The sequence below is a fragment of the Rhodocaloribacter sp. genome (assembly GCF_056451265.1).
The window spans coordinates 145,897-157,579 of record NZ_JBWOPL010000019.1; the positions used below are offsets into that span (position 1 = coordinate 145,897).

Annotated in this window: 8 protein-coding genes; 1 reads left to right on the top strand and 7 read right to left on the bottom strand. The window is 67.5% G+C overall.

Translation table 11 applies throughout. The features are described 5' to 3' along the window. Positions 1–17: 17 nt before the first annotated feature. From AC1HIY_RS02680 to AC1HIY_RS02690, 3 genes are all read right to left on the bottom strand, one after another. A complete protein-coding gene (locus AC1HIY_RS02680; RefSeq protein WP_479575157.1) occupies positions 18–1,748 on the bottom strand; it encodes an alpha/beta hydrolase-fold protein in 1,731 nt (576 codons plus the stop codon). A 124-nt stretch (positions 1,749–1,872) separates the two neighbouring features. Next, positions 1,873–4,572, bottom strand: coding sequence for a WD40/YVTN/BNR-like repeat-containing protein (locus AC1HIY_RS02685; protein WP_479575158.1), 2,700 nt, complete (start codon positions 4,570–4,572; stop codon positions 1,873–1,875). A 267-nt stretch (positions 4,573–4,839) separates the two neighbouring features. After that, entirely contained in the window at positions 4,840–5,415 is a 576-nt protein-coding gene (locus tag AC1HIY_RS02690; protein WP_479575159.1) for a DUF6010 family protein, read from the bottom strand. Between the two features lie 242 nt (positions 5,416–5,657). Here AC1HIY_RS02690 and AC1HIY_RS02695 point away from each other — a divergent pair, with 242 nt between their 5' ends. Then, positions 5,658–6,392 (top strand): site-2 protease family protein, encoded by a 735-nt coding sequence (locus AC1HIY_RS02695; RefSeq protein ID WP_479575160.1) that lies wholly within the window; start codon positions 5,658–5,660, stop codon positions 6,390–6,392. On the opposite strand, the gene AC1HIY_RS02700 is transcribed toward AC1HIY_RS02695, so the two are convergent. From AC1HIY_RS02700 to AC1HIY_RS02715, 4 genes are all read right to left on the bottom strand, one after another. Continuing rightward, entirely contained in the window at positions 6,377–7,996 is a 1,620-nt protein-coding gene (locus tag AC1HIY_RS02700; RefSeq protein ID WP_479575161.1) for an amidase, read from the bottom strand. The genes AC1HIY_RS02695 and AC1HIY_RS02700 overlap by 16 nt on opposite strands. A 150-nt stretch (positions 7,997–8,146) precedes the next feature. Beyond that, positions 8,147–10,306 carry a S46 family peptidase gene (locus AC1HIY_RS02705; protein ID WP_479575162.1) on the bottom strand — a complete coding sequence of 720 codons (2,160 nt, stop codon included), beginning with the start codon at positions 10,304–10,306 and terminating at the stop codon, positions 8,147–8,149. A 113-nt stretch (positions 10,307–10,419) separates the two neighbouring features. Further along, positions 10,420–11,001, bottom strand: coding sequence for a hypothetical protein (locus tag AC1HIY_RS02710; protein WP_479575163.1), 582 nt, complete (start codon positions 10,999–11,001; stop codon positions 10,420–10,422). 48 nt (positions 11,002–11,049) lie between these two features. Continuing rightward, positions 11,050–11,679: a phenylalanine--tRNA ligase beta subunit-related protein gene (locus AC1HIY_RS02715; protein ID WP_479575195.1), complete on the bottom strand. Its 630-nt coding sequence runs from the start codon at positions 11,677–11,679 to the stop codon at positions 11,050–11,052. Between the last annotated feature and the right edge of the window lie 4 nt (positions 11,680–11,683).

Genomic DNA, 11,683 nt, shown 5'->3' on the forward strand with positions numbered 1-11,683 from the left:
CCATCCGGGTTTCCGCGTCAATACCGCCAGCTCGTCAGGTCGGCTCCGGGCGGGGCGCTCGCCTCGATGCGGCGGAGGATTTTCGGGACGTACATCGTGTTGTACCGGAGGCGCGAGATGGCATTGGGGTTCTCGTGATCGCCGTTCCAGCAATGCTCGGCGCGGTCGCCGTAGTCCACCTCGCCGCCGTAATACGGGTCGGTGGTGCTTTCGAGGAAATCCTCCATCAGGTACACGGCGTCGTTGAGGTAATAATTGTCCATGTCCCCCACGTAGATGTGGATCTTGCCTTCGAGCCTGGGCCCGAGCGTGGCCCAGTCGCGCTGAAGGATGTGGCGGAGGTCGTAGTTTTCGCGCCAGTACGCGGCCACCTCGTGATCGATCTTGCCCGTGACCTTGTCCCAGATCGGCCGGGGATAGCCGTCGGCCCCCATGGGCGAATAGACGGCCTGCCAGATGTCGTACTGATCACCGGAGCGCCCCTTCGAGCCGAGGGCGCGTTCCATGAGGTTGTAGTCTTCGACGGTCGCGCTCACGTTGCCGAGCCAGTCGCGATGGCCGGGCCGGCGGAGCCGCGCGAAGGGCCCTTCGACGTAATACGCCTGGTCGTCGTCGTAAATGTTGACGAGGGTGTACTGCCGGAAGTCGATGGGATCGGGACAGGCGGCAAAGGCGCCGTTGTAGTCGTCGGGGTAGAAGACCTGCACGGCGAGGGCCTCCCATCCGCCCGTGGAACCGCCATAAAGGAAGCGCGCCCACCCTTCGCCGAGGCCGCGGAACTCCTGCTCGATGTACGGGATGAGTTCGCGCGTGATGGCGTCTCCGTACGGCCCCAGGTTGGCCGAGTTGACGGCGTACGAGTCGTCGTAATACGGGTTGGCGTGCTGAATCTCGATGACGAGGAAGCGCGGAAAATCGTCGCTCGTCCACGTCTGATAAAACTTGTACGCCTCCTCCTGCATGATGTGGTTATAGCAGTCGAGGCGGAAGCGCTCGCTGTACACGCACGGCTCGGAGAGGTCGGGCGGCTCGGTGCGGAAGCCGCCGAAATCTGAGGGGAAATGGCCGTGAAAGACCATGAGGGGATACCGCGCCTCCGGATGTTCGTCGAAGCCTTTCGGGACGAGCACATGTGCGCCGAGGTACATCGGGCGGCCCCAGAACTCGGTCAGGAGCTTGCTCTGAATCCGGACATGGCGGACGTACTCCGTGTCCTCGGGTTCCTCGACGGGCGGCAGTTTCCGGTCGAGCGTGAGGGTGATGCGCTGCGGCGCGGCGGGATCGAGGCGGATCGTCTGCGGCGCGCTCACGAGGTTGCCCGGCTTCGTGTTCCAGTGTTGCCCCTCGCCCCGGTCCGGCGGCAGTTTGACGGTGTGACCCGTGGCGAGGTGGAACGTCTCGTACCGGTTGAGAAGCGCCTGCACGACGTACGTGCCCGGCGGCAGGTCGGCCAGACTACGAACCGGGTAGCCGAACGCCTCCGCGCCGACGACGGCCTCGGCCCCCGGCGCAAGTCCCTCCACGTCGATGCCGAAGACCTGCGCCGAGGCCACCCCCGCGCGAATCCGGAAGCGCGGCTCCGTCGCGTCGTCCGTGGCCAGGAGCACGAGCAACCGCCCGTCCTGCGGCTCGGCGTACTGTTCCGCACCGAACGTGACGGCGAAGGTCAGACCGGCGTCCTGCCCGTATGCGACGCCTGCCCACAGGAGCGCAAAGGCTCCGATCCAGAGATTTCTAAAAAGATGCATGGGGGATTCCTCGGGTGAATGAAGGAGTAACCGTAAGCTCGCGGAGGGCCGGCGTGAGCCGTATTTCGTCGTGCGTATGGCGGTCTCAGGTACGAGGGGCGGGTCGCGGAAGCCGTGAAACGCCTCACTTCCGCGCCGGGACCTGCCGCACGCCGTCCGGCTCGGGGCGCACGTCCACGTATCGCTCGGCGCGATGCCCGCCCGCGTCGACCGACACCGTGTACGTCCCGAGGGGGACGAGCTGCCGAAACGCCCACTCGCTCAGCGTGCGGCCCTCGCGCGGGAGCGGCTCGGCGGCCGTGGCGTCGGACTTCAGGTCCCACACCACGCGATGCAGCCCCGCCGACCCCGGCCCGGTGAGCGTGCGCACCACCGCGCCCCGGCTGTCCCGGATCGTCACGCGCGCTTCCTCCGGCGCGTCGTCGCGGAGATAATACGTGATCGTCGTGCCGTAGGGCGGGTTTTCCGCCCGGAAAAACGAGTCGCCGTTGAGTTCCTCGATGGTGTTCCCGTACGTGACGCGGACATGGAAGCGCGTGGCCGGTTCGACGGCAAAGAGGTGGAGGGGCTCGGCGAGCGTATCCTCGGTGAGTTCGGCGAACGGCCCGATGTCCGTCACCCAGATCGCCCGCCCGAAGGTCCCGGCGACGAGGTCGCGGTCGCGCGGCTGAAGGGCGAGCGTGCGCACGCCCGCCGTCGGCAGGTTGTTCTGAAAAGGCGTCCATCGCCCGCCCCGGTCGATGCTCACGAAGACGCCGAACTCGGTCCCGGCATAGAGCACGTCCGGGTTGGCCGGGTCCTCGCGGATGACGTACGACGAGCCGCGCGCGGGCAGGTTGTTCGTGATCCCGGTCCACGTCCGCCCGCCGTCGGTGGTGGCGTAAAGGTACGGGCGGAGGTCGTCCCGCGCGTGGCAGTCGAGCGCGACGTATGCCGTCTCCGCGTCGAAGTGCGACGGTTCGATCTCGGCGACCACACAGTGTTCCGGCGCCTCGGCGGGCAGGTTCCCGTCGAGGCGCGTCCAGTGCTTGCCGCCGTCGCGGGTGCGCCAGATCGGCCCGTCATCCGCCCCCGTCCACAGCATCCGCGCATCGAAAGGAGACTCGGCCACGGAGAAAATCGTCCCGTAACTGTGATAGCCATCCTCGATGCCCTTGAACACGCGGTCCTGTTGCCACGTCAGATCGGGGCTGATCGCGTCCCAGTCGCCCGTCCGCGCATTGATTCGGAAGAGGTAATTGCTGCCGAGGTAGAGCGCGTCGGGGTCGTGCATGGACTGAACGAACGCGGGCGTCCAGTTCCACCGGACGGGGTGTGTGAGGCCCTTTGCTCGGAAAGCCTCGGGGTCGCGGGGCTGAAGCTCGGTTCGGGCCCACGTGCGGAGGTCGAGCCTCGAAGTGTTGCCGAACTGTTGCACCATGTAGAGGACGTTCGGATCGCGGGGGTCGGTGGCGCTGGCCATGCCGTCGCCGTTGAAGCGGAGCTTGATCCAGTCGGCCGGCGTGATCCCTTCCTCGTCGTACGTCCGGTGCGGGCCGAGCCAGTGGCCGGTATCCTGCATGCCTCCGATGACGTGGTACGGGTCCTGACCGTCGACCGAGACCTCATAAAACTGTCCGATGGGCAACGTCGTCTGGAGCCACGTCCGTCCCCGGTCGAAGGTGATGCTCACCCCGCCGTCGCCCGAGACGGCGATGTGGGCCGGATCGTTCGGATCGATCCACATCGAGTGGAGGTCGTTGTGCACGTGGCGCATATTGACCTTTTCGAAGGTGCGCCCGCCGTCGGTGGAGCGGTTGAGTTCGAAGACGGGCATCCACACCGTCTCGTCGTCCGAGGGGTCGACGTAGATGCGCTGGTAATAATAGTTCGTCATGCGGGGGTTGACGCGCCGCCACGAGGCCCCGCCGTCGTCGGAGCGGAAGATGCCGCCCTGATCGCTCGTGCGCCCGCCGCGGGCCGGCTCGCCGGTGAGGATGGCGGCATAGACGATCTGCGGGTTGTTCCGCGCCACGGCGAGGTGGATCTTGCCCATATCGTCGGTGGGCAGTCCGGCCGTGAGGCGCGTCCACGTCGCGCCGCCGTCGGTGGTCTTGAAGAGGCCGCTTTCCGGCCCGGCTTCGTCCATGTCGCCGCCGCCGAAGCGCCACCGCTGCCACATCGCGGCATAGAGCACGTCGGGGTTCTTCGGATCGCGCTGGAGGTCGCCGCAGCCGGTGGTGTCGTTCACGTAGAGCACCTTCGTCCACGATGCGCCGCCGTCGGTGGTTTTGAAGATGCCGCGCTGCTCGTTTTTTCCCCAGAGATGCCCGAGCGCGCACACCCATACCACGCCGGGGTCGTCGGGATGGATGACGATCTCCGGGATGAGGAACGTGTCGTCGAGGCCGAGGTGGGTCCACGTCGCGCCGCCGTCGTCGGAGCGATAGACGCCGTTGCCCCAGGCGTTGGCGCGCGTGTTCGCGGGCTCGCCCGTGCCCAGCCATACGACGTCCGGATCCGAGGGTGCGACGGCCACCGCGCCCGTGGAGGCGACCGGCTGATGCTCGAAGATCGGTTCGAACGTGGCGCCGTGGTTCGTCGTCTTCCACAGCCCGCCGCCCGCCGTCGTCACGTACAGCGTCTTCGGGTCGCTCTCGACGCCGACCACCTGCCATGCCCGCCCGGCGGGCATCGAGGGACCGAGCAGCCGCCAGCGCCACTCCGTGAGCATCGAGGCATCGAACACCGGCGCGCCGGCCGTCTGCGCCGGCGCTTCTCCCGGAGCCGCCGCAAACGCCAGAAGCGCCAGCGCCGGAAGCAAAAAGCTAAATCCTTTTTTCATCACACCCGTCGATTGGAAAGAATAAAACGCGACATCGCTCCCTCCGGAGCGCGCTCAATATAGCCGGAGGATCCGGGGAATGGAAGATGCGCCCCCCGCCTTCGAAGAAAAGGAGGCTTGCCCCGAAGGCGAACCTGACTTTCCCGACCTTCCGGGATCCCATCGAGCAGAACCGGGCCACCCCTCAGGCCGAACATGGGAACCCTCAGGAAGACCTTCGTGCTTCTCGGGCTGATTCTTCTGCTCGGCGCGTTCCATGTTCTCTCCTCATTGTTCGATTTCGACCTCGGGCTCGGCTCCTTCATGGCCGCGCTGCCGTGGATCGTGGTCGGGTGGTTTTTCCGGCGCTTCGTCGGAGGGTGTGGAAGCGGGGGCGGCCACGCGGCTCGTGGGGGCTGTCGTGGGCGGCGCCTCCGGATCTGAGCGACGCTTCCGCGCGGGCCATACTTTGCGACGACCGATGAGGTACACGGCCACGAGCACGTCGAACGAGACGCAGAACATCGGGTAGAACAGCGGCACGAAAGGCGTGGCGGCGCCGTGAAGGGCGACGTCCCAGCCCACGTGCGCCAGCCATCCGGCGGCGAGCCACCACGCCGAGCGCGTCGCGCCGAGGAAGGCGACGAGCCCGAACGCCGCCACCCCCGCCGCCTCGACGCCGATCCACGCGCCCGCTCCGCCCCGAAGCGCAAAGATGAGGTAGATCGCCGCTGCCCCCACGAGCGCCACGGCATACAGCCGCCGCTCCTTCGCAGGCGACATCCGCCGGGACACCCGGACGGTGGCGAGCGCAAGCGCCGCGCCCAGGGTGAGGTCGATGAGAATAAATTCCGGTGGTCTCATATCAAGGGCAAGGCTTCGAAAAGGCCGCGACGTCTGCGCGAGGGCTTCGCAGGCGCGCCTTCAGGAAAATAGGCGTCCTCCTTCAAAGAAATCCATACGGGGCGTCGCCGGACTTCGAGACGGACGTCCGGCCTCGAGCGCCGAACCTTCGGAAAGCGCCCGCGTGCAACTTTTCGACGACCCGAACGCAAAGCCCAGACATACGGCGCGTCCACGGCTCCACTCGACTCCGGTCCCGCTCCATGAAAAACGTATACAAGCTCGGCGCTTTTGCCCGAATCGGCATCTTCGTCCACTGGACGACGCTCGCCATGTTCGCCGGGCTGTTTTTGTATTACCTGTGGCTTGGCGCTTCGCTCGGGGGCGCGCTCGCGGGCGTCATGCTCATCGCCTTCATCTTCGGGTGCGTCATCCTTCACGAGCTCGGCCACGCGCTCACGGCTCGCCGCTTCGGCATCGCCACGCTCGACATTACGATGTATCCCATCGGCGGCATTGCCCGTCTCGAACGGATGCCCCGCGAGCCGCGACAGGAGTTCTGGATCGCCGTCGCCGGGCCGGCGGTCAACCTCGGCATCGCCGCCGTGCTCTGCGCGCTCAACCTGGTCACCGGCCGCTCACTCGCCATCGACACGCTCCTGCCGCCGCACACGACGGTCCCGGGCATGCTCATGTGGGTGAACCTCCTCCTCGCCGGGTTCAACCTCCTCCCCGCTTTCCCCATGGACGGCGGCCGCGTCCTGCGCGCATGGCTCGCCTCGAAGATGCCGTACGCCCGCGCCACCCGCATCGCCGCGTGGACCGGCCAGGGCATGGCCGTGCTCTTCGGGTTCCTCGCCGTCCTCGGCTTCAACCCCGTGCTCCTTTTCATTGCCCTCTTCGTCTTCTTCGGCGCGCGTGAGGAAGCCCGCGTCGTGGCCGAAGCGGAACGCGCCGCCCGAAGCGCACCGTTCGAGGCTCCCTATAATGCCGCGTGAGCCCGGAACGTCGGCGCCTTCCGCACCTTCGTAGCCTGCTCGAAGGCGAACGCGAGCTTGAGGAGCACCGGCTCGCTGTAGGCGCTCGCGAAGAACGAGATCCCCACGGGAAGCCCGAAGAGGAAGCCCGCCGGAACGGTGACGTTCGGATACCCCGCCACCGCCGCCGGGGACGAACTGCCGCCGACGAAGTGATCGCCGTTGATGAGGTCGATGGGCCATGCCGCCCCGCCCGTGGGCGCGACGAGCGCGTCGAGGTTGTGTTTCTTCAGCGTGGCGTCGATGCCTTCCTCGCGCGTGAGGCGACGGCTCCGGGCAAGGGCGTCGAGGTACTTTTGCTCGGTGAGCGGCCCCTTCTCCTGTGCCGCGAGGAAGATTTCCTGCCCGAAATACGGCATCTCCTCATCGGCGTGGGCTTCATTGAAAGCGATCAGGTCGGCGAGCGAGCGCGGCCCCACCTCCGGCGCGAGCCCGGCGAGATAGGCGTTGAGATCGGCCTTGAACTCGTACAAAAGCACCTCGTACTCATCCCCGCCATACTTCCCCTTCGTCTCGATGTTCGCCTCGTCGATGACCTCGGCTCCGGCGTCGCGCATGGCCGCAAGGGCCTCTTCCATGATCGCGTCGACGCGGTCGTGGAAGCCGAAGAAGTTGCGCACGATGCCGATGCGGGCGCCCTTGAGCCCGGCGGGGTCGAGGAACGGCGTGTAGTCGGCGAAGGCGCGGCCCCGGCCGGCTTCGGTGGCGGCGTCGCGGGGATCGACGCCGGTGAGCGCTCCGAGGAGGATCGCCGCGTCGGTGACGGTGCGCGCCATCGGCCCGGCGGTGTCCTGGCTGTGCGAGATCGGGATGATGCCCGAACGCCCGACGAGCCCCACCGTGGGCTTGACGCCGACCACGCCGCACGCCGACGACGGGCACACGACCGATCCGTCCGTCTCCGTCCCGATGGCCACCGCGCACAGGTTCGCCGACACCGCCGCGCCGGAGCCCGAGCTCGAGCCGCAGGGGTTCCGGTTGAGCGCATACGGGTTGCGCGTCTGCCCCCCGCGCCCGCTCCACCCGCTCGACGACCGGGTCGAGCGGAAGTTCGCCCACTCACTCAGGTTGGCCTTCGCGAGGAGGATCGCCCCGGCTTCCCGAAGCTTTTGCGCGACGTACGAATCGCGCGGCGCGATGGAGGCGGCGAGGGCGAGCGAGCCCGCCGTGGTGTGCATCCGGTCCGCCGTGTCGATGTTGTCCTTGATCACGACGGGGATGCCGTGGAGCGGCCCGCGGACCCTGCCGTCCCGGCGCTCCCGATCGCGCGCATCGGCGATCTCGAGCGCGTCCGGGTTCCCCTCGATGATGGCGTTCACCCCCGGCCCGCCCTTATCGACGGCCTCGATGCGCGCGAGGTATTTCTCCACGAGCGATCGCGCGGTGTACGCCCCCGACGCCATGCCTGCCTGAAGGTCGGCGAGGGTCATCTCTTCGAGTTCGAATGGAGGAACGGCGGATTCGCCGCCCTGCTCGTCCTTCGCGGCAGGCACACAGCCCGGCAGTCCCGTGAGCGCCGCCGCGCCGCCGAGGGCGCCGAATTGCAGGAAGTCGCGTCGTTTCATGGTCGGGTGAGGTTTGGATTGCGAGGGTCATGGAACGCGGCTCGCGCCATGGAGCTCACGGCGTTCGCCGTCATTTCATGAAAAAACGAAACGTCAGCCCGAGCGCAGCCCGAGGGGCGGGTTCGAGGGACCTGTGCGTCACGCAGGGCCTTATTGCCCGAGGATCGCGTCGGCCTCGGCTTCGGTCCCGGCGAGGCGACCGGTGGTGACTTCGAGCACGATGCGGTCGGCGTCGTACATCACGTCGAGCGCCTCGCGGATGGCGCGCACGTCCACCATGATGTTCCGCCCGCGTTCGGGGAGGTAAATGTAATCGCGCGAGAGCCCCTCGATATTCCGGTCGAAGTTCAGCCCGACGAGTTTCAGTTCGGGCGTGACGGCGGGGGAGCCGGAGTTGCCGCCGATGGTGTCGGCGGTGGAGACGAAGTTGAGCGGGGTCGAGCGACGGAACGTGTCCGGCGGGTTGAGCCACCGTTCGGGCAGCCGCCAGTCGGAATCCGGCCCGAACGAATGATACCGGTCGTACATGCCGTAGAAGGTGGTATAGGCCGGGGCGAGGGTTCCGTTGTACGCGTAGCCTTTCACGATGCCGTCGGTGAGGCGCGGCGAGAAGGTGGCGTCGGGCGGGACGGACGTTCCGTACACCGCGAAGCGTGCGCGTCCGAGGGCGGCGGCGAGGGTCCCTTCCCGCGCCGTGAGACCGGCGAAGGCGCTCCGGAAGTCCTCGTACCGGGGCATGAAGGCGGCGGCGAGGCGCAGGGCGGGGTCGTCCGTCGCGAGCGTGCCCGCTTCGAGCGCCTGCCGCGTCCGTTCCGCCGAGGCAAGCGCCGAGCCTTCGAGGAGCGCTTCCGAAGCTTCTTCCGGCGTGCGCCCGCCGAGCGCCTCCCGCACGATGGGGTCGTCCGGGCCGAAGTACGTCGCAAACTCGCGCAGACGGGCGGCGAGGACGCGCCGTTCGAGGTCCGCCGGGAAGTCGCGGACGCCGAGGAGCGCCTTCCGAAGCTCGGCCGCGGCCTCGTCCGAAGCGCCCGCCGCCTTCTGTTTCAGATAGCGATGCGCGGCGACGGCGCGGCGGAGCACAGCCGACGAGAAGCGCGGATTTTCGAGGAGCCGGAACGCCCCGTACTCCGGCCCCATCGCGCGCTTTTCGGCCTGAATCTCGGCGATGCGGTCGAAGAGGCCCGCATACTCGGCGCGGAGGTTCGGATCGGCTTCGAGGGCCTCGCGGAACTGCCGCTCGGCGTCGGCGCGGCGGGCGAGGATGACCGGATCGTGGAGGGCGTCGTTCCGCCCGCTGTATGCTTTCCGGGAATTCGAGATCCCAAAGATGAGGTTCCGGATGCCCATCGCCTCGCCCTCTTCGGGATGCTCGGCGTAGTAATCGCGGAAGGCGGCGAGGCGGTCGTCGAGGAAGCGGAGCGTGTGCGGCACGAGCACGTCGCGGAAGAACTCGAGCTGTGCGACGGTCGCCTGCCGGCTCGTCGAGCCGGGATTGCCGATGACGAAGATGAGGTCGCCCTCTTCGACGCCTTCTTCGCTCCATCCGAAATAGTGCTCCGTCGGGAGGGGCTTGCCGTCTTCGCCATAGACGCGGAGAAACGCGAAGTCGACGGCATATCTCGGGTACGTGAAGTTGTCCCACTCGCCGCCGAAGAAGCCTGCCTGAAGTTCGGCGGCAGCGACGAGGCGCACGTCGCGGAAGCGGTGGAAGACGTAGGCCGAATACCGCCCGCCCTGATACAGCGAGATGACCTGCACCTCGATGTCCTCACCACCGTGGGCATTGTGGAGGCGCTCGGTGATGGCCGAGAAGGCTTCGTCGCGGGCGGCGGCCCGTTCGGCGTCGGTCTGCGCGCCTTCGAGCGCGGCGTACACCTCCTCCGTCACGTCCTCGATGGCGATGAGTTGATCGGCATAATAGCCGGGGATGGGCCGCTCTTCGGCGAGCGAGGTCGCATAAAAGCCGTCGTCGAGAAGGCGCTCGCCGGGACGGCTGACCTGCGAGACGCGGCTCCGCACACAGTGGTGGTTCGTCACGACGAGGCCATTCGGCGAGACGAAAGCCGCCGAGCATCCGATGATGCGCAGGGCGCTCAGCCGCGCGCGGTCGAACCACGCCTCGTCCGGGTGAAAGTCGTACGTCTCGGCAAGGTATTCGACGGGGGGATACTCGAAGGTCCACATCTTACCGTTGTCGTACCGGCCCGCCTTCACGTCTTCCGACGGCAGCGCGGGTTGCGCCAGGGCCGGGAGCGTGCCGAGAAGAGCCGAGAGCGCGAACAGGAACGGGCGAGCGCGTCGAAGAAGCATCATGGGAACACCGTTTAGAGCGACGAGACCGGGAGGGGCGAACGGCTAAAGGTAGGGCGAGGAGGAAAGCGATGCAAAGCGAGAAACCGGCGGCAAGGCCCCCCGTGAGGGATTCACAGGAGAAAGACGTTCGTGTCCTTGAAGAGGGACCGGAGTTCCGGCGGGATGCCGAGAAACTCGTCCGCGAAGCCGTCGAGTTCGTCTTTCGTCGCGGCGGAGAGACAGCCGCCCATCTCGTCCATGGCCTCCATGCCGATCAGGCACGGCAGGTGGGAGAGCATCAGCCGATCGCCCACACAGAGCCCCGCGATCTGATATTCGGTCAACTCGGCCGCCGGCGTCTCCTTCACCACGCAGTGCGCAAGCCAGTGCTCCACGTCGGGCGGCATCCCGGCGAGTCTCCGCACGCGGCCCTCAAAGTCGACCCGACTCGCAAAATAGGCGTCGATGTTCCGGAGCGACTCCTCAGAGAAGCGTTTCCACAACGCATCATAACAGCCGACGCACATCGCGTATTCGAAGATCACCTCGGTCGCATCGTATTCGGGCACGCGCCGGACGGCTTTCTCGATGAGATAGGGCGCCCCGTCGCGGTACAGGGATCGCGCGCACCGGATGCACCGCTCGAACGGCCGCCCCGTCTCCGACGAGAAGAAGCGTTCGGGCATCGCGAGGGTGCGGACAGGTTCAGACATCATGCTTCGAAAACCGGGGATTCATGAGGGCAGCGGAGGCTTCCCGGCTCACGTCGGGACGCTTTCCGTCGTCGCGCCGAGGCGGTCAAGGAGGTCGCGATACCAGGCTGCCGCCTCGGCGGCGCGCCCCGGGAAAGCGTTCGTGCCCCAGAGGAGCGTGAGGGTGCGCCGCGTGCCCGCGTGCGTCTTCGTCCGCTGCGCGTCCTTGACGGCGTTCGCGCACGGCCCCCCGGCGTCATGGAGGCAAAGCAGCCCCTCGACGCGGATCTCCTGACCTGCCGCGTTGAACACGTACCGCGCGCCCTCCCCCGCGATCCCCACCCGAAACGGCGGCGCGGCCCGGTCGAGGTCGACGACGCTGACGGGCAGGCCGCTGTGGAGCGAGACCGCGTTGCAGGCATCCACCGCCGCGTTGATGCCGGCGAGGCGGCCCTCACCGGCGGCGCGGACGAGGTATTCCGACGCCGGTTTGCCGCGCCCCGTGGGTTGGTACCCGCCGTGCCGGAGGAGGTCGCGTACGGCCTTTCGGAGCTCCTCGCTCCGGGTCATGGGCGCCTCGGCGTCGAGCGAGAGCAGGTCGGTAAGCCACGGCGGCGACGGCATCTCGCCGAGCGGCTTCGGGAAAACGGTGGTGAAGGCGACCAACTCGAGCGAAGGATGCGGATCGACGGTGAGGATCATC

Coding starts and splice junctions, on each gene's coding strand:
- AC1HIY_RS02680 (WP_479575157.1), bottom strand. CDS start 1,748: ATGCATCTTTTTAGAAATCTCTGGATCGGAGCCTTTGCGCTCCTGTGG.
- AC1HIY_RS02685 (WP_479575158.1), bottom strand. CDS start 4,572: ATGAAAAAAGGATTTAGCTTTTTGCTTCCGGCGCTGGCGCTTCTGGCG.
- AC1HIY_RS02690 (WP_479575159.1), bottom strand. CDS start 5,415: ATGAGACCACCGGAATTTATTCTCATCGACCTCACCCTGGGCGCGGCG.
- AC1HIY_RS02695 (WP_479575160.1), top strand. CDS start 5,658: ATGAAAAACGTATACAAGCTCGGCGCTTTTGCCCGAATCGGCATCTTC.
- AC1HIY_RS02700 (WP_479575161.1), bottom strand. CDS start 7,996: ATGAAACGACGCGACTTCCTGCAATTCGGCGCCCTCGGCGGCGCGGCG.
- AC1HIY_RS02705 (WP_479575162.1), bottom strand. CDS start 10,306: ATGCTTCTTCGACGCGCTCGCCCGTTCCTGTTCGCGCTCTCGGCTCTT.
- AC1HIY_RS02710 (WP_479575163.1), bottom strand. CDS start 11,001: ATGTCTGAACCTGTCCGCACCCTCGCGATGCCCGAACGCTTCTTCTCG.